Source organism: Pseudomonas corni, from assembly GCF_057128765.1.
Genome location: NZ_JBSKHW010000002.1, coordinates 451,165 through 477,344, shown reverse-complemented (window position 1 = coordinate 477,344; position 26,180 = coordinate 451,165). Strand labels below are relative to the sequence as shown.

Here is a 26,180-nt window from a genome sequence, read left to right as displayed (position 1 = left end):
CTGGACGGTTTGTGCAGCGACCGTCTGACCTGTGATGCACCGCGCTATCTATATTTCGCCGTTTTGTTACATTTGCGCATCACGCGGAGAATTCCCGCGGTTGACGACCCTCGATTGAGGGGAGCCAACGTCCTTTGTTTGTGTGGGGAGTTAGCTTGTCTACGCCTGTCGAAACCTTGCGTTTGCTGCTACTGGCCGATACGCCAGAATGGTCAGCGCTGTTACGCGAGTGCCTGGCTCCGTTGGGAGAAACTACTGTCCTGGTCTGCGTATCGGGTTGGGAAGCTGTCGGCGATCCTTTTGCCATCCCGCACAACACCGTCATCTTCACCACCCCCAAACTTCAGCCGCCAGGCGGCCGGTGCAAATTGCCTGTGGTGCTGCTGCTGGATGCGGAGCCTGACGACGAGCCAAGCGGCGTCGCTGACTGGCTGGTGCGTGATTCCCTCGACACCCACAGCCTTCGCCGATGCCTGCGTCATGTGCGCGAGCGCGGGTTGTTGGAGAACACCCTTCAGCGTCTGGCCGAGCAGGACCCTCTGACCGGTATCGCCAATCGGCAGGGCTTTCAGACCTTGCTCGCCGCGCGATTAGCTGAGTACGACGGTCGTGGGCTGGCACTGGGGCATCTGGATCTGGATAACTTCCGTCGCGCCAATGACGCGTTGGGGCATCAGGCGGGTGATCGGCTGATCCTGCAAGTGGTTGCGCGCTTGAAGGGCCAGCTGGAAGCCGGCGATCAGCTGGCTCGCTTGGGTAGCGACGAATTTGCGCTGTTGATTGACACTCGCCGCGCGCCAAACCGGGCCGAGTGGATGGCCGAGCGCATCACCGAGGCGCTGTCGGAACCCTATTGGGTTGATGGCGAAAGCTTGTTGATTGGTTGCAGTCTCGGGATTGCCCACGCCCGCGCACAGAACGGCGCCGATCCGCTGATGTGGCACGCCCACATCGCCATGCAGCAGGCCAAAGGCACCCAAGGTTGCACTTTTCACGTCTTCAACGAACGAATCAATCGCAACGCGCGCAGTCTGGCGGACCTTGAAAGCGAGCTGCGCCGGGCGTTGCGCCGTGACGAGCTGGAGCTGCATTACCAGCCACGTTTGTGTCTGAACAGCGGCAAGATTCTCGGTCTGGAAGCACTGGTGCGTTGGCGACATGCCGAACGTGGTTTGCTTCCTCCCAGCGAGTTCGTGCCGCTCGCCGAGCAAAGCGGCCTCATTGTGCCGCTGGGTTACTGGGTCATCTCCCGCGCCCTGCGCGACATGCAGACCCTGCGCGAGCAAGGCATCCCGCCGCTGCATATGGCGATCAATCTGTCGTTTCGGCAGTTTCAGGACAACCAGTTGTTGGCGACGCTCAGCCGCTTGATCGCTGATCGTGGCATCGATGCGCAATGGCTGGAGTTTGAGCTGACGGAAACTGCAGTGATGCGTCGCAGCGATCTGGTAAAGCAGACCATGGATGCGCTGGGCCGTCTGGGCATCAGATTCTCGCTGGATGATTTCGGCACCGGATTTTCATCCTTCGTGCACCTCAACAGCCTGCCCATCACACTGCTCAAGATCGATAAAAGCTTTGTCGGTGAGATGGAACAGCGCGAAGAAAACCGCAAGCTGGTCCACGCGATGATCAACCTGGCGCACAACCTCAACCTGGAAGTCGTCGCCGAAGGTGTCGAAACCCCGGAGCAACTGGCGCTGTTGCGCAGCTTCAAGTGCGATCAGGTACAGGGCTACCTGATCAGCCACCCGCTGGCGCTGCCTGAGTTGATGGGGTATTTGATGTACGGCCAAGGCAGGGCAAACGGCACGCAGGTCCTGTAGAAGCGAATCGCGAAAGCGGCGCAAATCCTCACACGATCAAAACCCGCAAGCGGCGCAAACCCTGTAGGAGCGAACTTGTTCGCGAGCGCTCTTGATTCTGGGCGAAGCCCGTAGGAGCCCTGCTTGCAGGCGATCTGCCGGGCACCGGCAGCAAAGTCGGTGGATGCGGTGTGTCAGCTTGAGCCGAGTTTATGAAGGGGGGCCGCTACGCAACCCATCGTCGGCAAGCCGGACTTCCACGCCCTCCGGGCAGAAGCAAATCGCGAAACCCTCACACGATCAAAACCCGCAAGCGGAACAGACCCTGTTGAAGCGCTCGCGAAAGCTGCGCAAACCCTGTAGGAGCGAACTTGTTCGCGAGCGCCCTTGATTCTGGGCGAAGCCCGTAGGAGCCCTGCTTGCAGGCGATCTGCCGGGCACCGGCAGCAAAGTCGGTGGATGCGGTGTGTCAGGTTGAGCCGAGTTTATGAAGGGGGCCGCTACGCAACCCATCGTCGGCAAGCCGGACTCCCACGCCCTCCGGGCAGAAGCGCCGTTGTGGCGATCTGATGGATCAACCGACTCCCACAGGATTTGCGTTGCATCAGTTGGCGACGGTGCTACGGGCAAAATGCAATCGCGGGCAAGCGCGCTCCTACAACTGACCTCTCGGTCTAGCCCATCACCGCGACACCCGACGCCTCTTTGCGCAACAACTGACCGGCCTTGCGCTCGAACGCGTAGGTGAGCGCAATCGCTGAACACAGCAACCCCAGCGCAAGCCCCCACCAGACGCCGACCGCGCCTTGATTGGCGATGAAGCCAAACCCCCAGGCGGCGGGCGCGCCGACGATCCAGTAGCTCGCAAAACCGATCAAGAAAGTGGTTTTGGCATCCTTGAAGCCGCGAATCGCACCCATCGCAATCGTCTGCGTGCCATCGAGCAACTCAAACCAGGCCGCGATCGCCAGTAGCTTGACCGCCAACTCGACGGTGTCCTGATACTGCGGGTTATGAATGTCCAGAAACAGGCCGATGACCGCATGGGGCGCGAGCCAGAACAGAAATGCAAACGCCAGCATCACCAGACCGCCAAAGGCAATGCCCATGCGCCCGGCCGTACGCGCCAGGAGCAAATTACCTGCCCCGTAATGCAAGCCGATGCGCATGGTCACCGCGTAGGAAATGCCCACCGGAATCATGAACGCCATCGACACCGACTGCAGCGAGATCTGGTGCGCGGCCATTTGCGCGCTGCCCATGGCGCCCATGCAGAACGCTGCGAAGGTGAACAGGCCCACTTCTACCGCGTACGTTCCGCCGATCGGCAAACCCAGGCGCCAGAGCTCTTTCAGACACGTGCGCGATAGGTTCATCAAGCCGACGTGGATCGGATACGCCGCATACGCACGGTGGTAGCGAATGTGCAGAGCCAGGATGATCGCCATGGCGTTGGTGACAATAGCCGTCACCAGACCGATCCCCATCAGCCCCCAGTGGGGCAAGCCAAACAGGCCATGAATGAAAGCGTAATTGAGGGCGAAGTTTGCGGCTGCACCTCCCAGGCTGATGGCCATGACAGGACCGGCGCGGCCCAGTGCACTGGTGAAGCCGCGCAGAGCCATGAAAGTCAGCAGGCCGGGGAGGGCGAGAGGCAGGGTGATCAGAAACTGAGTTGCCATGTGCACGTTGGCTTCGACCTGGCCGAATTTGAGCAGGATTGGCTCAAGATTCCACAGGATCAGCGCCGCGATCAGCGCCATGCCCCACGCCAGCCACAGCCCTGCTTGAGCAAGCTTAGTGGCGCCTGCGGCGTCGTTGGCGCCATGGCGAATGGCAACCAGTGTGCCGACTGCTGCCATTACGCCCACGCAAAAGAAAGAAATGAAGTTGTAACTGGCCGCGCCCAGACCGCCGCCCGCCAGGGCTTCCGGGCCCAGTTGGCCCATCATCACGGTGTCGGTGAACACCATCAGCATGTGCGCCATTTGGGACGCAATCAGCGGTCCGGCCAGACGCAGGATGATCCAGAGTTCTTTAAAGGCGTGCTGATGCATGATTGTGGCGCTCGGATTTGCGGGCATCTAAGAGCCGCACATTCTGGTGGCTAAGGCGCGTCCGCACAAAGGGATAAATCCGATCCAAGGCATGAGTAAAACTCATGTCCGGTTTAAGCTACAGTCGTCTTCTAACGCCGTAGCGATTCAATGAGGTATCCCAGATGTCCCGAAGTCTTGCGCCGTTGTATGCGCTCAAAGCATTTGAAGCGGCCGCCCGGCATGCCTCGTTCACTCGCGCTGCCGAGGAGTTGTCGATCACCCAAAGCGCGGTGAGTCGGCACATTCGCACGCTTGAAGATCACTTTGCCTGCCGCTTGTTTCAGCGCAACGGTCGTAATCTGCAATTGACCGAAGCGGCGCGCACCCTGCTGCCGGGGATACGTGAAGGTTTTTCTGCGCTGGAGCGGGCATGCAGCACGTTGTTTGCCGAGGAGGGAATCTTGCGCATGAAGGCGCCATCGACCCTGACCATGCGGTGGCTGCTGGCGCGCCTAAGCCGCTTTCGTCATCTGCAGGTGGGCAATGAGGTGCAGCTGACCAGCGCCTGGATGGACATCGACAACGTGGACTTTACCCAAGAGCCTTTTGATTGCGCCGTGCTACTCAGTCGAGGGCATTTCCCGCCCGACTGGGAAGCGACCTATCTTTTCCCCGAGCTGCTGATTCCGGTGGGAGCACCGACGTTGCTGGAGGACCGGCCTTGGGATGTCGAGCGGTTGGCAGGCGCAGAGCTGCTGCACCCTACGCCGGACCGACGTGACTGGCGCAGTTGGCTTGAACGTATGGGCTTGTCCGAGCAAGTCTCGCTCAAGGGCGGCCAAGTGTTCGACACCCTTGAACTGGGCATGATTGCTGCCGCGCGTGGGTATGGCGTTTCAATGGGCGACTTGCTTATGGTCGCTGAAGATGTTGCGCAGGGACGCTTGAGCCTGCCGTGGCGCACAGCGGTAGTCAGTGGCGAGAACTATTATCTGGTCTGGCCCAAGACGCGGCCGGGCGGTGAGCGGTTACGCCGATTAAGCGATTTTCTGCAGGGCGAGGTGCAGGCCATGGACCTGCCGGATGTGACCATTCTGAAATAACTTGTAACGCCCGATCGCCGCGCCACTGGTCATTATCCGGGCGTGGGACTCAAGTATTTTTGCTGTCAGCCGAATCCGTAATACCAGAGCCTTTTGTTCAAAGCGGCTCACGAAAACCTTTTCATTAAATTAGTCCGAATGTGCTGTCGATCAGGATGATCCGGTCGTTCGGTCAGGGAGTCACCATGCCTCAACCTCGTGCCCGAATTGCGTCCCAGCTGGGAGTTGCTCTGGCAGTGATTCTCGCGATAGTCATCAGCGGCAGTACGCTGTTTGCGTTGCGCTCACTGGACACCGCTAACCTTGCGATTCGTGAAGAGCACATGGGCAGTGAGGCGAGATTGCTGGCCGACCAGCTCAACACGTTCCACAGCACACTGCGCGACAGTACACAGCGCCTGAGCGGCCTTTTCGAAAAGCGCTTCAGCAGCGGGCTTACCCTGCAGACCGATCAGCAGATCACGGTTGCAGCGCTGCAAACGCCTGCTTTGCTGCTGGATGGCAACCCGCTGAACAACAATTTCGACCAGGTCGATGACTTCCGCAAAATGACTGCCGGCGTGGCGACTGTTTTTGTGCGCAGCGGCGATGACTTCGTTCGCATCAGCACTTCGCTGACCAAGCAGGATGGCTCGCGGGCAATCGGCACTCTGCTTGATCACAAACATCCTGCATACGCACGCTTGGTGGCCGGGCAGGAATACGTCGGCCGAGCTCTGTTGTTTGATCGCTCATACATGACTCAATACACCCCGGTGAAGGATGCGGCGGGCAAGGTGATTGCTGTCTTGTTCGTAGGATTCGATTACACCGACGCTCAGAAAGCCCAATTCGAAAACCTCAGGAATTTCCGTATCGGTTCGACCGGCTCCTTGGCGCTGCTTGATGAGCAAAACCAATGGTTGGTGCCGCCCGCTGGTGTGAAGGACCTGGATCAGGCGAGCAAAACCTTGGCGGACTTCGTCAAGCAGCCGGGCAAAGGGCAGATTTGGCAGGATGGCGACAATGAAATCTACACCGTCGCCCAATCGTTTCCCGGCGGGCCTTGGACCGTGCTGGCAAGCATGCCGGAAGCGGAAATCAGCGCAGTCACCTGGAGTGTAGGCACCCAACTCGCCATTGGTAGCCTGCTGTCGATGCTGATTGCGGTCGGTGCAGCGATCTGGTTGCTGCGCAGCAAACTCAAACCGTTGTCCGATCTGGTCAATCAGGCTGAGGCACTGGGCGCCGGTGACCTGAGCGTGCGTTCGAACGTGACCAGCCATGATGAAATCGGTCAGTTGGCTGGCAGCTTCAACAAGATGGGCGAGGCGCTGTCGACGATGGTGTCGCACATCCGTACCGCCGCGCAGGAAGTCAGCAGTCGGGCGCAGGCGTTGTCTGGCCTGTCGGGCGGCGCTTATGAAGGCATGGAGCAGCAATCAGGCGAGATCACCAGCATGGCTGGCGCCGTGGAAGAGTTTAGCGCCACGGCCCTGAATATCGCCGACAACATGGGCCATACCGAACGTCTGGCACAGGGCAACGCCCAGCAGACCCGTATCGGTCGCGCATCCATGCATGAAGCGTCGGCATCGTTAGAACAGATCGCTGGCTCACTGAGCAGCACTGCAACGGTGATCGATACGCTCGGCCAGCGCTCGCAGGAAATCGGCGGCATCGTCAGCGTCATCACCTCGATCGCCGAGCAAACCAATTTGCTGGCGCTTAATGCTGCGATCGAAGCTGCTCGCGCCGGCGAGCAAGGGCGCGGTTTTGCCGTGGTGGCCGACGAGGTGCGCAATCTCGCGTCGCGGACCCGTCAGGCCACCGACGAGATTTCCGGCATGATCACCAGCATCCAGCAGGAAACCGGCAACGCCATCAGCACCATGGAGCAGGGCAATACGCTGATGCAGGAAGGTCTGTCGCGTAATGCCAAGGTCGCCGCTGCCCTGGCCCAGATCGACGAACAAAGCCGCTCGGCGGGCGAGCAATTTGCCGCCATCACCACCGCCACCCAGGAACAAAGCAACACCGCCACCCTGCTCAGCAGCAACCTGCAAAGCATCGCGCTGGCCAACAGTGAGCAGCGTGAAGTGGTGTCCAACTTGGCCGTTACCGCGCAAGAGCTGAACGCCTTGGCAGCGGATTTGCGGCGCGAGGTTGATCGGTTCCGCTGATTCAGAGCCCTTCGCCCGCTGGCCATTGCCGTGCGGCGTGTAGGATTCGAAGTATCAGGACAGCGTCAGGCGTTTCTCGGTGGATCACCAGATAGTTCGGCTTCACCACTATTTCGCGTGTGCCCTCCACCCGGCCAGATTTATAAAGGCGCGGGTGGTTGGGTAATTGCGCTATCTGTGTCTGGATTTCATCCTTCAAGCATTGCGCAGCCTGGGGATTTGCGTCCGAGATGTAATCGATGATTGCCAGAAAATCTTTGCTGGCAGGTCCGCTCCACTCAACTTTCGGCACGACGCTTCCTGTCTATCAACGCTTGAGCATCGGCCATCACCTGCTCGTGGGACATAGCCGGTGCTGAGTCTTCCATGGCTTCGCGCACTTTGGCGCGAAACCAAGCGTCGTAGGCATCCGGGTCGCTGGTAAAGCCCGCCGGGAGAGCGCCTTCCTTCGCTACGCGGGTCAATAGAATTCTTACGGCATCAGAGATGGTGAGCCCAAATTTTGCCAGGTTCGCCGCAGCCTGAACCTTAAGTTCGTCATCTATTCGCACGTGCAGCATTGAGGTGTGGGTCGCCATTTTCATCTCTCCTGAAAAGGCTGACTATGTATCTCATTCGAGATACAGGCAACGTCGTTCATCAGTTACTTGACGGCCGATACTGCAACGCTTCGGCGATATGGCAGCGGGCGATGGCGTCGACGCGCTCAAGGTCTGCCAGCGTCCGGGCGACTTTGAGCAAACGGTGGGCAGCGCGCAGTGACAAGGTGAGCCGCTCGCAGGCGGTTTCAAGCCAGGCTTCGTCTTCGGCGGTGAGTGCGCAGTGTTGGCGCAACGCGGGGAGGTCGAGGAACGCGTTGGCGCATCCCTGGCGTTTTTGTTGGCGTTCTCGTGCCTCGGCCACAAGAAGCGATGCGCTGGCGCTGTCGTCCCCTTTTTGGGGCATCGGTGTCAGTGAAGTGGTTTCGCGGGCCACGGTCAGGTGCAGGTCAATACGATCGAGCAGTGGCCCGGAGAGTTTGTTTCGATAGCGCTGGATTTGATCCGTCGAACAGCGGCAGCGGCCCGTTGGCTCCCCCAGATATCCACAAGGACACGGGTTCATGGCGGCCACCAACTGGAAGCGTGCCGGGAAACGCACCCGATCGCGCGCACGGGAAATCACGATATGGCCCGATTCCAGCGGCTCCCTCAAGACTTCCAGTACGCGCCTGTCGAACTCGGGTAGTTCGTCCAGAAACAACACCCCATGATGCGCCAGCGTAATTTCACCCGGCTGGGGTCGGCTGCCACCCCCCACCAGCGCTGGCCCAGAGGCAGAGTGATGAGGCTGACGGAATGGGCGCTGCGGCCAACTGGTGAGCGGTGTGTGGCTGGCGACTGATTGTATGGCGGCGACTTCCAGAGCCTCGTATTCATCGAGCGGCGGCAACAGACCCGGCAAGCGACTGGCGAGCAAGGTTTTGCCGGTGCCCGGGGGGCCGCTGAACAACAGGTTATGGGCGCCTGCCGCCGCCACTAGCAGCGCACGTTTGGCGGCGGCCTGACCCTGCACTTCGCTGAGATCGGGATAGGGCCGTGTTTGCAGGATCAGCCCCTTGGATTGATAAGGGGGGATGGGAGTACGGCCGTTCAAATGCGCCACGAGTTCGAGCAAATGATTGACAGCGATGACGCGCAAGCCTGAGGCCAGGCACGCCTCTTCGGCGTTAACAGCCGGGACGATCAACGTATGCCCGGCTTCACGGGCCGCCAATGCGGCGGGCAATACTCCCTGGACCGGTCGAATCGCCCCTGACAGCGCCAGCTCGCCCAAGCATTCCACTGCCTGAAGCGCGAGTGCCGGGACTTGCGCGCTGGCGGCCAGTAGGCCCAACGCAATTGCCAGATCGAATCGTCCGCCGTCTTTTGGTAAATCAGCCGGCGCCAGATTCAGCGTGATGCGCCGCGCCGGAAACTCCAGCCCGCAGTTAAGAATGGCGCTACGCACGCGGTCTTTGCTTTCCTTCACCGCACCTTCCGGCAAGCCCACCAGCGTGAGCGTCGGCAGGCCGTTCGCGAGATGGCATTCAACGGTTACGGCGGGTGCTTCGACGCCGACCTGGGCGCGGCTGTGGACGATAGCGAGGGACATAGATCATTCCTTGATGGCGACAGACCGCGTCCTGCGGTGTGGCAAAGGATAGTCATCAAGGTGGAGGGGCGGGTGAGCGAAGAGGTTCAGGGTGTTTCGTGGGGACGGGCGAGGGTCTGTAGGAGCGAATTCATTCGCGAAGTGTTATTTCAGGCGATGCAGATGTATCGCTTGAGCGGGAGTCTCGCGAATGAATTCGCTCCTACAGAGCCAACGCGTTGATCACTCAATCGGCGGCGCGAGCTTCGCTTCCATCTCGGCCATCTTGGCTTCCAGCGCTTCTAGGCGGGCGCGGGTACGGGCGAGGACGATCATCTGGCTATCGAACTCTTCCCGGCTCACCAGATCCAGCTTGCTGAACCCGCTTTGCAACAGTGCTTTGAACTGGGTTTCGAATTCATTGCGGGCAATCGGTGTCTCGCCACTGAGCAAGCGTGAGGCGTGACCACTGACCGCATCGAGAAAGGCTTTCGGGGCGAGCATGATGTTTTTTCCGTAGATCAGATGCGCGGCAGTGTAGCACGCAGCGTCTATAGTCCCCTTGGGGTGGGGTTGCACGGTTATCGCGCATTCGCCCGTGCACTGGCGCACTGTTCTTGTGCGCGCCCCTCGAATGATGGCTATCTGCAACCCTTAGATGGCGAGGGATAAGCCGTATTTAATGGAATTCGATGAAATGGCAAGCTTTCTGCTTAGTGGCTTATGACCCATGCACTGATGCAGTCGCTGTGACGAATCCAGTGCGACAGGCGAAGCGGGGAAGTGTTTCGTCAGAAGCGGTTTTCTGGCGTTGATCTGGTCTGTTTCGGGCTATCGACGCGTTACAAAGCCAGACACTGCGCTTAGACTTGAGTCGGGTTTGTTTTCCTGGGGCAAGTCCACCAATTCGGGAGAAAGTTTCATGAAGCTAGTCACTGCCATCATCAAGCCGTTCAAGTTGGATGACGTACGCGAGTCGTTGTCCGAAATCGGCGTGCAGGGCATTACGGTAACTGAAGTCAAAGGCTTCGGACGTCAGAAAGGCCATACCGAGCTGTATCGCGGTGCGGAATATGTAGTCGACTTCCTTCCCAAGGTGAAGATCGATGTTGCGATCGACGACAAGGATCTGGATCGGGTTATCGAAGCGATAACCAAAGCAGCCAACACTGGCAAGATCGGTGACGGCAAGATCTTCGTGGTTAATCTGGAACAGGCCATTCGCATCCGTACCGGCGAAACCGATACCGACGCAATCTAAGCCGCCAACCCCAACGCCCCAGGAGAAAACAATATGACTCTGCGTCAATTCGCAGGGCTAGGAGCCCTGTTGTCCCTCGTAACCCCTGGCTTGGCCATGGCGGCAGACGAAGTGGCAGCCCCAGTCCTCAACTCAGGCGACACAGCCTGGATGCTGACTTCGACCGCTTTGGTGCTGTTCATGACCATTCCCGGTCTGGCACTGTTCTACGGCGGCATGGTCCGCTCGAAAAACATTCTTTCCGTGATGATGCAGTGCTTTGCCATTACCGGTCTGATTAGCATTCTGTGGGTCGTTTACGGCTACAGCATTGCGTTCGACACAACTGGTATGGAAGCAGGCGTCGTCAATTTCAACTCCTTCTTCGGCGGCATGGGCAAGGCGTTCCTGGCGGGTATTACTCCAGCCAGCATCACGGGCCCGGCTGCGCTGTTCCCTGAAGCGGTGTTCGTCACCTTCCAGATGACCTTCGCCATCATCACTCCCGCTCTGATCGTCGGTGCTTTCGCAGAACGCATGAAGTTCTCCGCGATGCTGATCTTCATGGCCATCTGGTTCACTCTGGTCTACGCGCCAATCGCGCACATGGTCTGGAGCGGTGTCGGTGGTCTATTGTGGGATTGGGGCGTACTCGACTTCGCAGGCGGCACCGTTGTTCACATCAACGCGGGTGTTGCAGGTCTGGTGGCTTGCCTGGTGCTGGGCAAACGTAAAGGTTTCCCGACCACCCCAATGGCTCCGCATAACCTGGGTTACACCTTGGTCGGCGCGGCAATGCTCTGGGTCGGCTGGTTCGGCTTCAACGCAGGTTCCGCTGCTGCTGCCAACGGCACTGCCGGTATGGCGATGCTGGTTACGCAAATCGCGACCGCTGCCGCAGCACTGGGCTGGATGTTCGCTGAATGGCTGACCCACGGTAAGCCAAGCGCACTGGGTATCGCATCGGGTGTGGTTGCTGGCCTTGTTGCCGTTACCCCAGCGGCTGGTACTGTCGGCCCAATGGGCGGCCTGATCATCGGTCTGGCGGCAGGCGTTGTGTGCTTCTTCTGCGCAACGACCCTGAAACGCAAAATGGGCTACGACGATTCCCTGGATGCCTTCGGCGTTCACGGTATCGGCGGTATCCTCGGCGCGATCCTCACCGGTGTTTTCGCAGCCCCTTCGCTGGGCGGCTTCGGCACCGTGACTGACATCGCTGCACAAGTCTGGATTCAGTGCAAAGGCGTCGGCTTCACCGTCATCTACACCGGCATCGTGACTTTCATCATCCTCAAGGTTCTGGACGCCGTCATGGGTCTGCGCGTAACCGAAGAAGAAGAAGCGGTCGGCCTCGATCTGGCGCAACACAACGAACGTGGCTACAACTTGTAATCACGCTTGAAAAAAATGCCCGGGCGACCGGGCATTTTTTTGTCTGGCGTTTGTCGATAGCGTGTTGCTCGCTGCTTGCGCACTCAGCTGCTGCGGTTATAAGCGCTGGTTTGCAAGGGGTAGCGAGGTTATCGCGAAGTGATATCGGCGTTAGCAACAGGCTTACAAACAACGTCGCTCATTACGCGCTTTGTTTTTTTTTCCAGCGCGTTAGAATGCGCGCCGAAGGGCGGAGAACTGTATGTGGCAACAGACCAGAATCACCCTGCGGGCAAGGCCCCGTGGATTTCATCTGGTGACCGACGAGATCATCGCAGGGCTTCCTGAACTGCGTGAATGCCGCGTCGGACTGTTGCATTTGTGGCTGCAGCATACCTCGGCTTCGTTGACCATCAACGAAAACGCCGACCCGGCAGTGCGACGTGATTTCGAGCGTTTTTTCAACCGTCTGGTGCCCCAGGGCTCGAACGGGTATGAACATGACGACGAAGGTCCCGACGACCTGCCTGCGCACTTCAAAGCCAGTTTGCTAGGCTGCCAGCTTGTTCTGCCGGTAACGGCCGGGCGGCTCGCGGTAGGGACCTGGCAAGGTGTTTATTTAGGCGAGCATCGCGATTCAGGTGGTGCGCGTAACGTCCTTTGCACCCTTCAGGGTGAATAGGAAAGACCGCTGATTATCGGCGGGTGTTGAATTTTTTCTGGCTGTCTTAGAAATTATGCACAGCTGGGCTATAACTAATCTGCTTTCGCAAGTCATGAGGTAGAACATGAGCGACGACGACATCGATAACGAAGGTCTGGAAGACGATCTGGAAGGCGAAGACGGTGAGGAGCTTGCCGCTGCTCCCGAAGAGGATGGCTCGGAAGCTGATGATGGCGCCGAAGTCTCTGTAACGCCTGCCAAAGGCAAAGCCAAAGCCGCTGTCTCGGTTGATGAACTGCCTAGCGTAGAGGCAAAAAACAAAGACCGTGACGCTCTGGCCCGTGCTATGGAAGAGTTTCTCTCCCGTGGTGGCAAGGTGCAGGAAGTGGAGGCCAATGTGGTCGCCGATCCGCCCAAAAAGCCTGACAACAAGTACGGTAGCCGCCCTATCTAAAGGGTGTCAGATGCCACGCTGAAAAAACCCGCTGTCGCTGCGGGTTTTTTTTGCCTGAAGATTTACGCCCTGTAGGAGCGCGCTTGCCCGCGATTGGGATGTCTGACTTGTTGACGCGGTGACTGACGAAATGCAATCGCTGGCAAGCGCGCTCCTACAGTGGCAAGTGTCCGGCAAGCAAGCGATGCGTTTAACTCCAGCGCGCCAAAACGTCTGGCAGCTGCGTCAGGCTGCTGATCTGCGCATCAGGCGCTTTATCGGCCTGCCACGGTTTGCCGCTGGGGTTGTACCAGATCGCTCGCATGCCCGCCTGCTGCGCGCCAGCGATATCGTCACCCGGGTGATCACCCACATGCACGGCGTGCTGCGCTTGTGCGTTGCCACGTTTGAGGGCTTCAACGAAGGGTGCCGGATCTGGTTTGCCGATGCCTAGGTCTTCGGCGCACAAGGCGAAGGCAAAGTAATCCGCCAGCCCCAGACGACGCACGTCGGCGTTGCCGTTGGTCACCACGCCCAGCGTGTAGGTCTTGGTCAGAATTTCCAGAGTCGGCACCACTTCCGGAAAGATATCCAGCTGATGGCGCCCATGCAGAAACACTTCAAAGCCCCGATCCGCCAGATCCTGGGCTTGCCCATGGGAATATCCGGCATCTTCCAGGGCATGAAACAGCACGCGCCGTCGCAGCGCACTGATGCGGTGCTTGTAGCTCGGATCGGCCTCAACCAGTCGCGCACGGATTTCCCACAAGTGTTCAACCGGAACAGGGCCCAGTTTTGGGGCGTGCTCTGCCAGCCAGTCTCGCAATGAGGCCTCGGCACCGACAATAGCCGGTGCGGTCTCCCACAGCGTGTCGTCCAGATCAAACGTGATCAGCTTAATGCTCATGGTCGGAAGAACCCTTGCGTTTGGCCCTGGGGTGGGCGCTGTCGTACACCGTCGCCAGATGTTGAAAGTCCAGGTGCGTGTAGATTTGAGTGGTCGAGATGTCGGAATGGCCGAGCAATTCCTGGACTGCCCGCAGATCCTGAGAGGACTCCAGCAAATGGCTGGCGAAGGAGTGGCGCAGCATGTGCGGGTGCAGGTTCTGTCCCAGCTCGCGCTCACCCGCCACCTTCACCCGCTTCTGGATCGCCCGTGGGCCCAGACGTCGGCCTTGCTGACTGACGAACACGGCGTCGTCCTGAGGATTGGCCAGCAAGCGCAGCTTCAGCCACTCGCTCAGTGCCTCGCGGGCTTTGCTACCAACGGGAAGCACGCGCATCTTGCTGCCTTTGCCCAGCACTTGGACCAGCCCGTCAGCGATGTCCAGCTGCTCGCAGTTCAGGCCGGTAAGCTCGGATAAACGCAATCCGGAAGAATAGAAAAGCTCCAGAATCGCCTGATCACGGCGGGCCAGGAAGTCATCCTCGACGCCGCCTTCCAGCAATTGCAGCGTGCGGTCGGCATCCAGCGTTTTAGGCAGGCGTTTCTCACCTTTTGGTGGCGACAGACCCGTAGCGGGGTCGTGTTCGCAAATACCTTCGCGATTGAGGTATTGGTAAAAGCCGCGCACGGCGGACAGCAATCTGGCGAGACTGCGGGACGACTGCCCTTGGTGATGCAGGCGCGCGACGAGGCTGCGCAAGGACTGGACATCCAGCGCGGTCCAGGTCGACAGTTGTTGTTTTTCGCAGTACGCGAGCACCTTGTTCAGGTCGCGTCGATAAGCATCCAGCGTGTGAGGCGACACTTGGCGCTCACTGCGCAGGTGAGTGCAGTAAGCTTCCAGGTGCGTTTGCATGCCTAGCGAACCGAGCGCAAAGCGTTGGCGTGGCGAGGCAACAGGCGCGCTAGCACGTCGGCGATGTACGTCAGGAATAACGTGCCGACCGAGCTTTTATAGTGCTGTGGATCGCGGCTGCCGATCGCGAGCAGACCGTGCAGGCCTTGATGGTTGAGGGCAACGATGGCGGTTGAACCCACCTCCTTGCTCTGCTCGGCACCAAAAAGAAACTCCAGCTCATGCTCGCGTAAAGCGCCGCAAATAGTCTTGTCGCCAGAGATCAGGCCGCCAACAGCTTTCTGTGCCTGTTCACTGCTGACCCAGCGCCCGACCGGCATCGGGTTTTCGCTGAATAGAATCAAGCTGACAAAGGGCACCTGAAAATCCTGACGCAGGCTGTCCTCCACCGCGATGACGATTTCTTCCAGGCTGGTGGCGTCCATCAGGTTGAGGATCAGGCGGCGGGTTTTATCGAACAGGCGATCATTGTCGCGAGCCACGTCCATCAGCTGCGACAGTCGATGGCGCATCTCGATGTTGCGTTCGCGTAGCAGCTTGAGTTGGCGCTCCACCAGCGACACGGTGTCGCCGCGCTGATGCGGGATGCGCATCGCGTTCAGCAGCTCGTCCTGTTCGGCGAAGAATTCCGGGTGTTGCTGCAAGTAGGCGACGACGGCCTCGGCTTCAAGGGTTGGCACTGCGTTATCGGCAGGCGATTCGCTGGGCGTGTCGGTTGAAGCCTGAGGCTGGTCGGTCATTGCATGATCTCGCTCATAGACGTACTTGGCCTTCGTAAACCCGAACCGCGGGGCCCGTCATTAGCACCGGTTGGCCGGGGCCCGCCCATTCGATGGACAGGCGTCCGCCGGGCAGGTCGATCAGCAACGGCGAGTCCATCCAGCCTTGGCTGATGGCGGCCACTGCTGCGGCACAGGCGCCGGTGCCGCAGGCCTGGGTTTCCCCGACTCCGCGTTCCCAGACACGCAATTGTGCGCGCTGGCGATCCACTACGTGCAGAAAACCGACGTTTACCCGGGCCGGGAAGCGCGGGTGATGTTCCAGTTTCGGACCCAGCGTGTGGACTGGCGCATTGTTGATGTCGTAGACGCGCAATACGGCATGGGGGTTGCCCATGGACACTGCGGCAAGCTCCAGGCTCTGACCGTCCACTTCGACGGTATAGCTGTCGGCCTGGGCTGGTGCATCGAACGGGATGTCAGAAGGCACCAGGCGTGGTGCGCCCATGTCGACGCTGATCTGTCCGTCGTTGCGGATATCCAGTTCGATGATGCCGCCCTTGGTTTCGACGCGGATCTGCTTTTTGGCCGTCAGGCGTTTGTCGAGGACAAAGCGGGCAAAACAGCGTGCGCCGTTGCCGCACTGTTCGACCTCTGAGCCATCGGAGTTGAAGATTCGGTAGCGAAAGTCCACATCCGGGTTGCTCGGCGCCTCGACCAGCAATAGCTGATCAAAACCGATCCCGGTGTGGCGATCGCCCCATTGCTTGGCGTGCTTGGGCAAAATATGCGCGTGCTGGCTTACGAGGTCCAGCACCATGAAATCGTTGCCCAGGCCATGCATCTTGGTAAAACGCAGCAGCATGGGGATTACTCCGGCAACAGGCTTTCGCCGGCAAACAACTCGGCCACGGTTTCACGGCGACGGACTTCGAACGCATCGCTGCCATCTACCAGCACTTCGGCGGTACGGCCGCGAGTGTTGTAGTTGGAGCTCATTACGAAGCCGTAGGCGCCAGCGGAATGCACGGCCAGCAGATCGCCTTCGGCCAGGGCCAGCTCGCGCTCCTTGGCGAGGAAATCACCGGTTTCGCAGATCGGGCCAACGATGTCGTAGGTGCGCGCTGCGCTGTCGCGAGGCTGCACAGCGGTCACGTCCATCCAGGCCTGGTACAGCGCCGGGCGGATCAGGTCGTTCATCGCCGCATCGACGATGGCGAAATCCTTGTGCTCGGTGTGCTTGAGGTATTCGACGCGGGTCAGCAGCACGCCAGCATTGGCCACGATGAAGCGACCGGGTTCGAACATCAGCGCCAGATCACGGCCTTCGAGGCGTTCGCGCACGGCTTTGATGTAGTCGCTGGCCAGCGGCGGCTCTTCGTCGCGATAACGTACGCCCAGACCGCCGCCCAAATCGATGTGGTTCAGCAGAATGCCGCAGTCGGCAAGACGATCAACCAGCGCAAGCAGGCGGTCGAGCGCATCAACGAAGGGTTCAAGGGTGGTCAGCTGTGAGCCGATATGGCAGTCGACGCCGATCACTTCAAGGTTGGGCAATTGCGCGGCGCGGATGTAGACGTCTTCGGCGTCAGCGATGGCGATGCCGAATTTGTTTTCTTTCAAGCCGGTGGAAATGTACGGGTGGGTGCCAGCGTCCACGTCCGGGTTGACGCGAAGCGAAACCGGGGCGCGAACGCCCATCTCGGCGGCTACCGTTTGCAGGCGTTCCAGCTCGTCGGTGGATTCGACGTTGAAGCAATGGACGCCGACTTCAAGTGCGCGGCGCATGTCTTCGCGGGTCTTGCCGACGCCGGAAAACACGATCTTGTCGGCTTGGCCGCCAGCGGCCAGTACGCGTTCAAGTTCTCCACGGGACACGATGTCGAAACCGGCGCCCATACGCGCCAGGACATTGAGTACACCCAGGTTGGAGTTGGCTTTAACAGCGAAGCACACCAGATGCGGCATGCCGCTCAGGGCATCGGCATAAGCGCGGTATTGGGCTTCGATGTGGGCGCGGGAGTAAACGTAGGTTGGCGTACCAAAGCGTTCGGCGATGGCTGACAACGCAACTCCCTCCGCGAACAGCTCACCGTCGCGGTAGTTGAAGGCGTCCATGAATATTCCCTAGTTGGTCGTGTGCTTGTGCGGGGCCGGGTGGGTCTTGGCTTCAGGGCTGCTGGCGTTGGACGCATCGTCATCCGGCAGATACAGCGGACCTTTTTGACCGCAGGCAGTAACAAGACACGCAACCGCTAGGAGCGCAGCTAGGGAAGAGATCAGGCGCTTCATGGCGAAATCCTTTGTATAAGCATTAATTGCGCCCGAGTATACCGACCACCCGACAGATTGCCTATGCGCTGAACTTCCCGTCCGGCGGGGCTTTGACGCGATGATGAAGAAACCTGCGATGATCGCTCGGATTTTTGGCGCCCGGACCCGCAATTGGGCGGGTATGCTTTGCAATTGCTGCGGAGCGTCCGTATCTTGCGTCGCTGCGCCATCAGTAGACACTTTCGAGGTTCCCCGTAATGAGTTTGACCGAAGCCCGCTTTCACGACCTGGTCGATGCTACCCAAGAGAAGCTTGAAGATATTTTCGACGAGAGCGATCTGGACTTGGACCTTGAGAGCTCGGCGGGTGTGCTGACGGTTAAATTCGAAAACGGCACGCAGTTCATTTTCAGTCGTCAGGAGCCGTTGCGTCAGCTGTGGCTCGCCGCACCGGCCGGTGGTTTTCACTTTGACTACGACGAAGAAGAAAAGCGTTGGGTGTGCGACAAGACCGAGGAATTGCTGGGCGAAATGGTTTACCGTCTGGCTAAGGAACAGGCCGGAGTCGAAATCGATTTTGATCCCATCGACGGAAATTGATCGTGACCGCCACTGCTACAACCCCGCCCCGCGCTCCCAAGCCCCTGTTCAGCAACGTAAGCCCGGCGGTGAAGTCGCCGTGCATCAGCGTATGCCGGCTCGATGAAGCGAAAGTTTGCACCGGCTGTTATCGCCATGTGGAAGACATCCGCGAATGGCGCGCTGCGACCGATGAGCGTCGGCGGGCGATCGTGGCCGAGTCCGAGGTTCGGCGGGCGCACGCGGTCTGACGTTTTAACGACGATGCTCATCTTTTCGCAACAACTCTCATCCATTGCCGAGTGCGAATATCTGTAGGAGCGCGCTTGCCCGCGATTGCAGTGTGTCAGTTGCCTAATACGGGGAAGGCGCCCAAATTATCGCGGGCAAGCGCGCTCCTACAATTGGTCAACGCTCTACGCCTGATCCATCGCCTCGTTCAGCGATTTCTCCAGCTGCGCTTTGTAGCGTAAATACAAGATCGTCTGACCATTCTGGTCGCTTAGTACGCCTGACAAGTCCAAATCCGTGATGTAGCAGCGATAGCGCTGCGGCTCGCTACGCCTGTCGAGAATCTCCCGTACCACCACTGCATACAGCTGCTCACCAAATTCCAGTTCGGAAAACTCTTTGTTGTTGCAGTACAGCGTCACGCTCACCATGGCGGGCGAGGCTTGCTCAATGATCGCCTGAACATCGTAAAACGCCTTATCCACGGCCATCGCCGGTGCCGACCGCGGTTCAATGCGTCGCGCATGCAACGCGCCGTCCGGCAAAATCCGGTAATACGCGGTCTCCAGGGAGGGCGGATCAAGGGGACCTTCCAGTGACAATGTTGCTCCACGCCGGTACATCAGTGAATTCAGGAAACGCTGCAGGGGCAGCAACAGGCTGGATTCATCGTAAAACGGCAATCGCTGGTGCCACACGGCGTTGCATTCATCAAGCACGTAAAGGTCGGCATGGACCTCACTGATGCGATAAAACACCTGAATGCAGTCGGGCTGCCCGTGGGGAAGGATCAGCGATAGATCGCTGTCATCCAGCGCATGGGGATCCAGGTGCAGCGGGCTGTATGCGGGCAGTTCTTCGCTCAAGTAGTCCAGCAACGCGGGAAGGCTGTTCAGCGCAACGTGACTGACCTGGGCCGGAATTATTTCCAGCACGTGGTAGCGCTGCTCGACCTGAATCAAATAACGATGATTGAGCCCTCTTTTGAGCAGCAGCTGCGCTGTACTGATCAAATCCTCGACTCGCTGGGCTATGGCAGGCGCCCGGTTGTGGCAAAAGCAACGCACTCGCACCACGGGCGCTGGTCGGTTCGGCGGGAAGCTGTTGAGCAGCTCTGCCATGCAATCGAGAAGCGCGTGGGGGCCGTCGAAACGATTGACCAGCACTTCATTCCAGCTGTTCAGCGTGACCTGATCGAACGTCAGTACAAGGTTCTCCTTGACTCCCGCATAGCTCAGCGAGTCCGTGCGCTCGGTGGTCATCAGGATATTCAGGTCTTTGTGATGCTTGAGCGGATCGACCCCTACGTTCACCAGCAGCAGGATTTCGGCCGGGACGCCAGGACTCAATAAGGCCTCTTCGCTGACGGGCTGAAGCGGCAGTGCAATGCTTTGCTGCAGCGCGCCCTGCAAATTGAATAGCTCCAATTCGGTCAGGTCGCTGGTGCCGGGGTGCAGCGCCAGGCGAGTAGTGGTGTCGATCACATTGTTGCGATGGCACCAGGTGAGCAATTCCAGCAGCTCGCGGCTGCGCTTGATCGGCGTAAAGTTTTCCCACTCGTGGACGCCTAGATTGCCGTTGTACAAGCCCCATTGGTATTTGCCGGGTTCGCGTTTGTTCGGCGACTGCACCAAGGTCAGCGTGTCCTCGGCCAGATCCGGCGCGATTCCCGGATTGACGAACTCGACCTTGCCGGCCTTGCGCTCGAAAGTCGCATACAGGCGGCGCCCGAGCACGCTCAGGTCGCGCTTGGTGATCGAGCTGATCGCGTTTTGCGTGCGCGCAAACTGGGTCAGAAAGCGGTAGCTGAAATTAAGCTCAGTGACCAACGCCCGGCGCTCGCTGGACACCTGCCGCACTTTCCACTGGCTACGGCTGTCGAGCAGCGCCAACTGACGCTCGTCCCAATGCCACTCCTTCGTCAGTCGTTCCAGCAGGGTGCGCTGCCAGCTGGGATTGCGTGTCCGTGAGGAGCCGGTGAGCTTCTTGTTCACCTTCAGATACAGGCTGCGGCGCACCAGTTCCAGGCGCTCAGTCTCGCCCCGTGCGCGCAGATATTCCTCGATCCGGCGATAAACCATCATGTAGGGGTCCAGTTCGTCGAGATCCGCATGATTAGCGAACACGGCCTGTTTGAAACGCATGCTCAGGCACTGCACATGAGGATGCTCGCTGGCGTAAACCTCGGTCAGCAACAGCTTAAGTACTGACTTGTAGGGCGACTCAATGCCTTTGAAGAGTTGCCACAGTCCGGCGCCGATGAATTCGCCGGGCGGGATGTTCGCCATGTTGCCCAAGTCTAGAATCTCGTCGGCACGGATGAAGCGCTTGGACAGCAGCGTGTGCGTGTAATCGCTGTAACGCGCTTCCTCATACACCGGCACCAGCCACCACAGCGGCGTGCGCCCGGCCAGCCAGATCGCCGTGCGATAAAACTCGTCGAGCAGCAAGTAATGCTGGGTTGTGCCGCAGTCCTCTGCGCTCAGTCGCGCATCGCGCTCGCCAAGGACAAACCGTTCAGGATCGATCAAAAAGAAATGCGCTTCTGCGCCCATCGTCGCCGCCCACACCTCCAGCGCGTGGCATTTCTTGCGCAGGTCCTGCACCGCCTCAGTCGGCAGCTCTGAATCGTGGCAGACCCATACGTCCATGTCGCTTTGGTCGGCCTGGGCCAGCGTCCCCAGACTGCCCATCAGGAAGATGCCGCGAATCGGGTCTGGTGCAGTGCCGCGACGAGGCTTATAGGAAAACGACCGTGTCAGCCGCTGGGCTTCGGTAAGCGCCTGGGTGTCGGGTTCGTAGTTGGAAACACCTGCGGGTGTACTGCCTGACACATAGCCTGGCAACAGCGGGTGATTGACATGAAAGAACAGCGGCAACAGCGTCAGCACTGACTGCTGACGAGAGGACAGTCCTTCATTGGCGCGAGCGAGCCGCCCTTCGTTCAGAGCCAGGAAGCGAGCACGTAGTTGGGTCAGCACCTTACGGTCGATGCCTTCGTCCAGATCTGGTCGAATTTCGAAATTTCGCTTCATCGCGACTCAGGCCGGCGAGCGGCAATGCAAGGGGGCAAGTTGAGCGACGAGCAAGAGGTGCAGCGCTGAGATGCGGGCCAGCGGCTGGTGGTTCTTGGATGGCGCCAACCTGTATCGGCGCAGCTCCCTGCAAATGAAGGGGTCGCGAAACCTTTATTTCACGCATCCGGGCGAAGGTTTCGCGCTACCGATTGGATCAAGCCGCTTCTTCGGAGACGACAAGAATGGTCAGCAGTGATTGTGCATGCTCCGCGGCCTCCAGCCCCAGGCTGGTCAAGTAACCGCCATCGACCTGAGTGGTCAGGCCTTTTTCGTGAAGTCTTTTTGTTGCGGCGATGGCCGAAGGCGCGGCCACGTGATGGACTTTGAGGCCCTCCTTGGTACTGCCCAGATTGAACAGTGACAGGATTTCCAGTTCGGCAACCAATTCAGGGGTAAACGACATAGGCGCTCCAGACTTTTTTTAGTTGATACGAGCGATTGGAATCGCAGGCGACACAGCCCCGTGGGTCAAGCGGCAGCGGGACGTTTGCAAGTGTAGTTGCGTCTGGAGGATTTGCTGGGGGAATGTTGCGAAGTGATGAAACGACCTGTAGGAGCGAACTTGTTCGCGAGGCGACATGGCAGGTACACCGCATCGGGCCGTATCGCCAACAAGTTGGCTCCTACAGGTTTTGCTGGTCTTACTCGTCGTCGTTCTTCACGCCTGGCGGCATTTCCGGCAGCGCGCGCAATGCCTTTTCGTACCATTCGGTGTTGAACGGCCGGTCATCCTTGAGAATGCCGTCGATCTCCACCGCAAGCACGTGAGCCATCATTTCCAGGATGTCATCGCGCTCGTAACCTACTAGCGTCAGCTTGTTGAAGGTGGCTTTGGCGGCAGGTGGATTATCACTGTCGATCTGATTTTCGATGGCTTCAATCAGTGTTGCTTCAGCGAATTCTTCTTCATCGTTGTCGATTGCGTCGCTCATGATGGTCTCGTTGTTCTGGTCGGGGGCCGCGCCACCTTCGGCGGCGGGGCTCAAAAAATGTTTCAGCGAGCGGCGAGCAGCGCCTGACCGCGAATCACGGCGGCCTTGACCTGATTCGGCGCGGTACCGCCGATGTGGTCGCGGGCATTGACCGAACCTTCCAGTGTCAGCACGGCGAACACGTCCTGTTCGATCTGATCGCTAAAGCGGCGTAGTTCTTCCAGGGACATTTCCGCCAGATCCTTGCCGCTGTCCACGCCGTATTTCACAGCATGGCCGACGATTTCGTGGCAGTCGCGGAAGGGCAGGCCACGGCGGACCAGATAATCGGCAAGATCGGTTGCAGTAGAGAAACCACGCAGCGCCGCTTCGCGCATGATCGCGTGCTTGGGCTTGATCGCGGGGATCATGTCGGCAAATGCACGCAACGAGTCACGCAGCGTGTCGGCGGCGTCGAACAGCGGCTCTTTGTCTTCCTGATTGTCCTTGTTGTAGGCCAGTGGCTGGCCCTTCATCAAGGTCAACAGGCCCATCAGCGCGCCGAACACGCGGCCACTTTTGCCGCGAACGAGTTCTGGAACGTCGGGGTTTTTCTTTTGCGGCATGATCGAGCTGCCGGTGCAGAAGCGGTCAGGCAGATCGATGAATTGGAATTGCGCGCTGGTCCACAGCACCAGCTCTTCGGAGAAGCGCGACAAGTGCATCATCGCGATGCTGGCTGCCGAGCAGAATTCAATGGCGAAGTCGCGATCCGAAACGCTGTCCAGCGAGTTGCCGCCAACGGCCTCGAAACCCAGCAGTTGGCAGGTCAGCTCGCGGTCGATCGGGTAGGTGGTGCCGGCCAGGGCGGCGCTGCCCAACGGCATGCGGTTAGTGCGTTTGCGGCAGTCGATCAGGCGCTCGTAGTCGCGGCTGAGCATTTCGAACCACGCCAGCATGTGGTGACCGAACGTCACCGGTTGCGCGGTCTGCAAGTGAGTAAAGCCCGGCATGATGGATTCGGCCTCACGTTCGGCCAGACCCAGCAGGCCCTCTTGCAGGCGGGTGATCTCGGCCAGAATCAGGTCGATCTCGTCGCGCAGCCACAAGCGGATATCGGTAGCGACCTGGTCGTTACGGCTACGACCCGTGTGCAGTTTTTTACCGGTGACACCGATGCGGTCAGTCAGACGCGCTTCGATGTTCATGTGTACGTCTTCCAGGTCCACACGCCAATCGAACTGACCGGCTTCGATTTCGCCCTGAATGGTCTTCAGGCCATCGATGATGGTGTCGCGTTCGGCATCGGTCAGCACGCCGACGTTGGCCAGCATGGTGGCGTGGGCAACGGAGCCCATGATGTCGTGACGGTATAAGCGCTGGTCGAAAGTGACGGAGGCGGTGAAGCGCGCGACGAAGGCGTCGACGGGTTCACTGAAGCGGCCGCCCCAGGACTGATTGGTCTTGTCGGTGCTCATGGATTCGCTCGCTGTTCTGCTGGTTGCTGTACTGAAAAAAAGACGTGGGCCGATTTTGAAAAAGGCGCCGGCGATAATAACAGCATTGCTGTTTTTTTATCCCGGACAGCTTGCCGTTGGGGGGTGCGAGCGCAGAGACTGAAGCGATGCGAACACAGCGAAACAACCCGGTCCAGAGCGGCTCTCCCGGTAAAGAGTTTTTCCTTCCCGAACTGTGCTTGCCCCAGGCATTGTTGGTGCTCGTCGTGCTGGCGCAGCTGCTGGTTCTAGTGCTTGTTTTGGTTGAGCCCATGCGACCCGGTTTCGACTGGGTGCGCATGGCGCTGATTTCCCTGTTCGTGCAATGGATCGTGTTGCTGTCAGCCGCGCTGTTGTGTGGTTTGCGTCCGTGGCTTGCGCGTTTGCATCCCGGTGTCGCTGGCGCGGTGGGCTGCATGCTTGTGGTCGGGGTGACGCTGGCATGTACCGCTGTCGCCGATTATTGCCAGCTAAGCGGCGATTTGGCCGTAGATGGCATGATCGAGCGCTATGTGCGGTATTCGTTGATTGCGGTGATCATGTCGGCGCTGATGTTGCGCTACTTCTACCTGCAGAGTCAGTGGCGCAAACAGCAGCAGGCAGAGTTGCGCGCCCGGATCGAGTCGCTTCAGGCCAGGATTCGGCCGCACTTTCTGTTCAACACGCTTAACAGTATCGCCAGCCTGGTCACCAGTGACCCGGTCAAGGCCGAGCAGGCGGTAATGGATTTGTCCGACCTGTTTCGCGCCAGCCTGGGCAAGCCCGGAAGCCTGACTACGTGGCGCGAAGAGCTTGAATTGGCGAAACGTTACTTATCGATTGAGCAATATCGACTTGGCGAGCGTCTACAGTTGGACTGGGACGTCAGTGCAATTCCCGACGACTTGCCGATTCCCCAGCTAACCTTGCAGCCATTACTGGAAAACGCGTTGATCTATGGCATTGCGCCTCGAGTCGAGGGCGGGGTGGTCAGGGTCGAAGCGGATTATGAAAGGGGGGTATTCATATTGCGTGTCAGTAATCCCTACGACGAAGTGGCCGGGCGGCATACTTCAAACGGTACCCAGCAGGCCCTGGCAAATATCGGAGCTCGAATCACGGCACTTTTTGGCCCTCTCGCAAGTCTGAGCGTGGAGCGCCGTGACGGTCGTCACTTCACCTGTCTACGCTATCCTTGTGCGAGACTCACGCAGGAAGCCAGAGCAATATGAATGTCCTGATCGTTGATGACGAACCCCTTGCCCGCGAGCGACTGAGTCGCATGATCGGCGAGCTTGAGGGCTATAGGGTGTTGGAACCCAGCGCCACCAATGGCGAAGAAGCGTTGGCTTTGATCGATAGCCTCAAGCCTGACGTGGTGTTACTTGATATCCGCATGCCGGGCCTGGATGGCCTTCAGGTAGCGGCCAAATTGTGCGAGCGTGATACCCCGCCTGCCGTGGTTTTTTGCACGGCGCACGATGAGTTCGCGCTGGAAGCTTTTCAAGTCAGCGCTGTTGGTTACCTGGTCAAACCAGTGCGTCCTGAAAGCCTGCTCGATGCATTGCGCAAGGCCGAGCGACCCAACCGGGTTCAGCTGGCCGCGATGACTCGCCCGGCAGCCGAGAGCGGCAGTGGACCGCGCAGTCACATCAGCGCCCGCACTCGTAAGGGCATCGAGCTGATTCCGCTGAACCATGTGATTTATTTTATCGCTGACCATAAGTACGTGACGCTGCGTCACGAGGATGGCGAGGTGTTGCTGGACGAGCCGTTGAAAGCGCTGGAGGACGAATTCGGAGACCGATTCGTGCGTATCCACCGCAACGCGCTGGTAGCCCGCGACCGCATTGAACGACTGCAACGCACGCCGCTGGGGCATTTCCAATTGTTCCTGAAAGGGCTCAACGGCGACGCGCTGATCGTCAGCCGCCGGCATGTGGCGGGCGTGCGCAAGATGATGCAGCAGCTGTAATTCATATCGCGGCCTGTAGGAGCGCGCTTGCCCGCGAAATGGTTTTTTGCCGCGCCTTCGCATTGATGCGAATGACGCTATCGCGGGCAAGCGCGCTCCTACAGATGAAACAGCATAAAGTCGCGACACGGCGCCACATGGCGGCCGTTAATCAATTGAGTTCATGATGCGCGCAGATTCAAGACAGCAATGAGGCCCTGCGGGGCCGA

Annotated in this window: 26 protein-coding genes; 11 read left to right on the top strand and 15 right to left on the bottom strand. The window is 59.2% G+C overall.

Annotated features, from left to right (window positions below; translation table 11 throughout):
• The first annotated feature begins 155 nt into the window (after positions 1-155).
• Complete coding sequence (locus ACWKV9_RS05870) at positions 156-1,826, top strand: putative bifunctional diguanylate cyclase/phosphodiesterase (protein ID WP_483835138.1); 1,671 nt, start codon at positions 156-158, stop codon at positions 1,824-1,826.
• A gap of 653 nt (positions 1,827-2,479) precedes the next feature.
• On the opposite strand, the gene ACWKV9_RS05865 is transcribed toward ACWKV9_RS05870, so the two are convergent.
• Positions 2,480-3,862 (bottom strand): NorM family multidrug efflux MATE transporter, encoded by a 1,383-nt coding sequence (locus tag ACWKV9_RS05865; RefSeq protein ID WP_483835137.1) that lies wholly within the window; start codon positions 3,860-3,862, stop codon positions 2,480-2,482.
• Positions 3,863-4,026: 164 nt separating this feature from the next.
• Here ACWKV9_RS05865 and ACWKV9_RS05860 point away from each other — a divergent pair, with 164 nt between their 5' ends.
• Together ACWKV9_RS05860 and ACWKV9_RS05855 are read left to right on the top strand one after the other, a co-directional pair.
• Positions 4,027-4,947: a LysR substrate-binding domain-containing protein gene (locus tag ACWKV9_RS05860; protein ID WP_483835136.1), complete on the top strand. Its 921-nt coding sequence runs from the start codon at positions 4,027-4,029 to the stop codon at positions 4,945-4,947.
• Between the two features lie 185 nt (positions 4,948-5,132).
• The gene (locus ACWKV9_RS05855) at positions 5,133-7,109 is read left to right on the top strand and encodes a methyl-accepting chemotaxis protein (RefSeq protein WP_483835135.1); all 1,977 of its coding nucleotides are present in this window, start codon (positions 5,133-5,135) and stop codon (positions 7,107-7,109) included.
• A gap of 1 nt (position 7,110) precedes the next feature.
• Here ACWKV9_RS05855 and ACWKV9_RS05850 read toward each other — a convergent pair whose 3' ends face one another.
• The 4 genes from ACWKV9_RS05850 to ACWKV9_RS05835 form a co-directional block, all read right to left on the bottom strand.
• A complete protein-coding gene (locus tag ACWKV9_RS05850) occupies positions 7,111-7,401 on the bottom strand; it encodes a type II toxin-antitoxin system RelE/ParE family toxin (protein WP_483835134.1) in 291 nt (96 codons plus the stop codon).
• A complete protein-coding gene (locus ACWKV9_RS05845; protein WP_483835133.1) occupies positions 7,388-7,687 on the bottom strand; it encodes a type II toxin-antitoxin system RelB/DinJ family antitoxin in 300 nt (99 codons plus the stop codon). The genes ACWKV9_RS05850 and ACWKV9_RS05845 overlap by 14 nt, the downstream gene beginning before the upstream one ends.
• Positions 7,688-7,748: 61 nt before the next feature.
• Positions 7,749-9,242: a YifB family Mg chelatase-like AAA ATPase gene (locus tag ACWKV9_RS05840; protein ID WP_483835132.1), complete on the bottom strand. Its 1,494-nt coding sequence runs from the start codon at positions 9,240-9,242 to the stop codon at positions 7,749-7,751.
• A 222-nt stretch (positions 9,243-9,464) separates the two neighbouring features.
• On the bottom strand, positions 9,465-9,725 hold the full coding sequence (locus ACWKV9_RS05835; RefSeq protein WP_483835131.1) for an accessory factor UbiK family protein: 261 nt from the start codon (positions 9,723-9,725) through the stop codon (positions 9,465-9,467).
• A 418-nt stretch (positions 9,726-10,143) separates the two neighbouring features.
• Between ACWKV9_RS05835 and glnK the strand changes: the two genes are divergently transcribed.
• The 4 genes from glnK to sutA all read left to right on the top strand — a co-directional run bounded on the left by glnK (position 10,144) and on the right by sutA (position 12,950).
• Entirely contained in the window at positions 10,144-10,482 is a 339-nt protein-coding gene (glnK, locus tag ACWKV9_RS05830; protein WP_002555808.1) for a P-II family nitrogen regulator, read from the top strand.
• A gap of 33 nt (positions 10,483-10,515) precedes the next feature.
• The gene (locus ACWKV9_RS05825; RefSeq protein WP_483835130.1) at positions 10,516-11,853 is read left to right on the top strand and encodes an ammonium transporter; all 1,338 of its coding nucleotides are present in this window, start codon (positions 10,516-10,518) and stop codon (positions 11,851-11,853) included.
• 241 nt (positions 11,854-12,094) lie between these two features.
• Positions 12,095-12,514 (top strand): secondary thiamine-phosphate synthase enzyme YjbQ, encoded by a 420-nt coding sequence (locus ACWKV9_RS05820; RefSeq protein WP_483835129.1) that lies wholly within the window; start codon positions 12,095-12,097, stop codon positions 12,512-12,514.
• Positions 12,515-12,620: 106 nt separating this feature from the next.
• A complete protein-coding gene (gene sutA, locus ACWKV9_RS05815; RefSeq protein WP_483835128.1) occupies positions 12,621-12,950 on the top strand; it encodes a transcriptional regulator SutA in 330 nt (109 codons plus the stop codon).
• Between the two features lie 190 nt (positions 12,951-13,140).
• Here the strand turns inward: sutA and ACWKV9_RS05810 are convergent, their stop codons facing one another.
• From ACWKV9_RS05810 to lptM, 6 genes are read right to left on the bottom strand one after another with little or no spacing between them, the layout of a single operon-like run.
• On the bottom strand, positions 13,141-13,836 hold the full coding sequence (locus tag ACWKV9_RS05810) for an HAD family hydrolase (protein ID WP_483835127.1): 696 nt from the start codon (positions 13,834-13,836) through the stop codon (positions 13,141-13,143).
• The gene (gene xerC, locus ACWKV9_RS05805; protein ID WP_483835126.1) at positions 13,826-14,731 is read right to left on the bottom strand and encodes a tyrosine recombinase XerC; all 906 of its coding nucleotides are present in this window, start codon (positions 14,729-14,731) and stop codon (positions 13,826-13,828) included. Before xerC ends, ACWKV9_RS05810 begins: the two co-directional genes overlap by 11 nt.
• 2 nt (positions 14,732-14,733) lie before the next feature.
• Positions 14,734-15,471 (bottom strand): DUF484 family protein, encoded by a 738-nt coding sequence (locus tag ACWKV9_RS05800; protein ID WP_483835125.1) that lies wholly within the window; start codon positions 15,469-15,471, stop codon positions 14,734-14,736.
• A gap of 13 nt (positions 15,472-15,484) precedes the next feature.
• On the bottom strand, positions 15,485-16,315 hold the full coding sequence (gene dapF / locus ACWKV9_RS05795; protein ID WP_483835124.1) for a diaminopimelate epimerase: 831 nt from the start codon (positions 16,313-16,315) through the stop codon (positions 15,485-15,487).
• Positions 16,316-16,320: 5 nt separating this feature from the next.
• Positions 16,321-17,568, bottom strand: a complete 1,248-nt coding sequence (gene lysA / locus ACWKV9_RS05790) for a diaminopimelate decarboxylase (protein WP_483835123.1) — start codon at positions 17,566-17,568, stop codon at positions 16,321-16,323.
• A gap of 9 nt (positions 17,569-17,577) precedes the next feature.
• Positions 17,578-17,742, bottom strand: coding sequence for an LPS translocon maturation chaperone LptM (gene lptM, locus ACWKV9_RS05785; protein ID WP_349797959.1), 165 nt, complete (start codon positions 17,740-17,742; stop codon positions 17,578-17,580).
• A gap of 239 nt (positions 17,743-17,981) precedes the next feature.
• Here lptM and cyaY point away from each other — a divergent pair, with 239 nt between their 5' ends.
• Both cyaY and ACWKV9_RS05775 read left to right on the top strand, forming a co-directional pair.
• Positions 17,982-18,323 carry an iron donor protein CyaY gene (cyaY, locus tag ACWKV9_RS05780; RefSeq protein ID WP_483835122.1) on the top strand — a complete coding sequence of 114 codons (342 nt, stop codon included), beginning with the start codon at positions 17,982-17,984 and terminating at the stop codon, positions 18,321-18,323.
• A gap of 2 nt (positions 18,324-18,325) precedes the next feature.
• Positions 18,326-18,553, top strand: coding sequence for a DUF1289 domain-containing protein (locus tag ACWKV9_RS05775; protein WP_483835121.1), 228 nt, complete (start codon positions 18,326-18,328; stop codon positions 18,551-18,553).
• Between the two features lie 165 nt (positions 18,554-18,718).
• On the opposite strand, the gene ACWKV9_RS05770 is transcribed toward ACWKV9_RS05775, so the two are convergent.
• The 4 genes from ACWKV9_RS05770 to argH all read right to left on the bottom strand — a co-directional run bounded on the left by ACWKV9_RS05770 (position 18,719) and on the right by argH (position 23,999).
• A complete protein-coding gene (locus ACWKV9_RS05770) occupies positions 18,719-21,568 on the bottom strand; it encodes a class I adenylate cyclase (protein ID WP_483835120.1) in 2,850 nt (949 codons plus the stop codon).
• Positions 21,569-21,764: 196 nt separating this feature from the next.
• Positions 21,765-22,013, bottom strand: a complete 249-nt coding sequence (locus tag ACWKV9_RS05765; protein ID WP_483835119.1) for a TIGR02647 family protein — start codon at positions 22,011-22,013, stop codon at positions 21,765-21,767.
• Between the two features lie 238 nt (positions 22,014-22,251).
• A complete protein-coding gene (locus ACWKV9_RS05760) occupies positions 22,252-22,542 on the bottom strand; it encodes a hypothetical protein (RefSeq protein ID WP_483835118.1) in 291 nt (96 codons plus the stop codon).
• Between the two features lie 62 nt (positions 22,543-22,604).
• A complete protein-coding gene (argH, locus tag ACWKV9_RS05755) occupies positions 22,605-23,999 on the bottom strand; it encodes an argininosuccinate lyase (protein WP_483835117.1) in 1,395 nt (464 codons plus the stop codon).
• A gap of 146 nt (positions 24,000-24,145) precedes the next feature.
• On the opposite strand from argH, the gene ACWKV9_RS05750 reads away from it, so the two are divergent.
• Positions 24,146-25,228 (top strand): sensor histidine kinase, encoded by a 1,083-nt coding sequence (locus ACWKV9_RS05750; protein WP_483835116.1) that lies wholly within the window; start codon positions 24,146-24,148, stop codon positions 25,226-25,228.
• A complete protein-coding gene (locus tag ACWKV9_RS05745) occupies positions 25,225-25,971 on the top strand; it encodes a LytR/AlgR family response regulator transcription factor (protein ID WP_483835115.1) in 747 nt (248 codons plus the stop codon). The genes ACWKV9_RS05750 and ACWKV9_RS05745 overlap by 4 nt, the downstream gene beginning before the upstream one ends.
• The last annotated feature ends 209 nt before the right edge of the window (positions 25,972-26,180 follow it).

Bases quoted from the DNA above. Each gene is read 5' to 3' on its own strand.
- ACWKV9_RS05800 (WP_483835125.1), bottom strand. From the start codon at position 15,471: ATGACCGACCAGCCTCAGGCTTCAACCGACACGCCCAGCGAATCGCCT.
- ACWKV9_RS05770 (WP_483835120.1), bottom strand. From the start codon at position 21,568: ATGAAGCGAAATTTCGAAATTCGACCAGATCTGGACGAAGGCATCGAC.
- ACWKV9_RS05845 (WP_483835133.1), bottom strand. From the start codon at position 7,687: ATGGCGACCCACACCTCAATGCTGCACGTGCGAATAGATGACGAACTT.
- sutA (WP_483835128.1), top strand. From the start codon at position 12,621: ATGAGCGACGACGACATCGATAACGAAGGTCTGGAAGACGATCTGGAA.
- ACWKV9_RS05760 (WP_483835118.1), bottom strand. From the start codon at position 22,542: ATGAGCGACGCAATCGACAACGATGAAGAAGAATTCGCTGAAGCAACA.
- ACWKV9_RS05835 (WP_483835131.1), bottom strand. From the start codon at position 9,725: ATGCTCGCCCCGAAAGCCTTTCTCGATGCGGTCAGTGGTCACGCCTCA.
- argH (WP_483835117.1), bottom strand. From the start codon at position 23,999: ATGAGCACCGACAAGACCAATCAGTCCTGGGGCGGCCGCTTCAGTGAA.
- ACWKV9_RS05840 (WP_483835132.1), bottom strand. From the start codon at position 9,242: ATGTCCCTCGCTATCGTCCACAGCCGCGCCCAGGTCGGCGTCGAAGCA.
- lysA (WP_483835123.1), bottom strand. From the start codon at position 17,568: ATGGACGCCTTCAACTACCGCGACGGTGAGCTGTTCGCGGAGGGAGTT.
- ACWKV9_RS05860 (WP_483835136.1), top strand. From the start codon at position 4,027: ATGTCCCGAAGTCTTGCGCCGTTGTATGCGCTCAAAGCATTTGAAGCG.
- ACWKV9_RS05765 (WP_483835119.1), bottom strand. From the start codon at position 22,013: ATGTCGTTTACCCCTGAATTGGTTGCCGAACTGGAAATCCTGTCACTG.
- dapF (WP_483835124.1), bottom strand. From the start codon at position 16,315: ATGCTGCTGCGTTTTACCAAGATGCATGGCCTGGGCAACGATTTCATG.
- ACWKV9_RS05745 (WP_483835115.1), top strand. From the start codon at position 25,225: ATGAATGTCCTGATCGTTGATGACGAACCCCTTGCCCGCGAGCGACTG.
- ACWKV9_RS05810 (WP_483835127.1), bottom strand. From the start codon at position 13,836: ATGAGCATTAAGCTGATCACGTTTGATCTGGACGACACGCTGTGGGAG.
- ACWKV9_RS05865 (WP_483835137.1), bottom strand. From the start codon at position 3,862: ATGCATCAGCACGCCTTTAAAGAACTCTGGATCATCCTGCGTCTGGCC.
- ACWKV9_RS05855 (WP_483835135.1), top strand. From the start codon at position 5,133: ATGCCTCAACCTCGTGCCCGAATTGCGTCCCAGCTGGGAGTTGCTCTG.
- glnK (WP_002555808.1), top strand. From the start codon at position 10,144: ATGAAGCTAGTCACTGCCATCATCAAGCCGTTCAAGTTGGATGACGTA.
- ACWKV9_RS05750 (WP_483835116.1), top strand. From the start codon at position 24,146: ATGCGAACACAGCGAAACAACCCGGTCCAGAGCGGCTCTCCCGGTAAA.
- ACWKV9_RS05825 (WP_483835130.1), top strand. From the start codon at position 10,516: ATGACTCTGCGTCAATTCGCAGGGCTAGGAGCCCTGTTGTCCCTCGTA.
- ACWKV9_RS05820 (WP_483835129.1), top strand. From the start codon at position 12,095: ATGTGGCAACAGACCAGAATCACCCTGCGGGCAAGGCCCCGTGGATTT.
- cyaY (WP_483835122.1), top strand. From the start codon at position 17,982: ATGAGTTTGACCGAAGCCCGCTTTCACGACCTGGTCGATGCTACCCAA.
- xerC (WP_483835126.1), bottom strand. From the start codon at position 14,731: ATGCAAACGCACCTGGAAGCTTACTGCACTCACCTGCGCAGTGAGCGC.
- lptM (WP_349797959.1), bottom strand. From the start codon at position 17,742: ATGAAGCGCCTGATCTCTTCCCTAGCTGCGCTCCTAGCGGTTGCGTGT.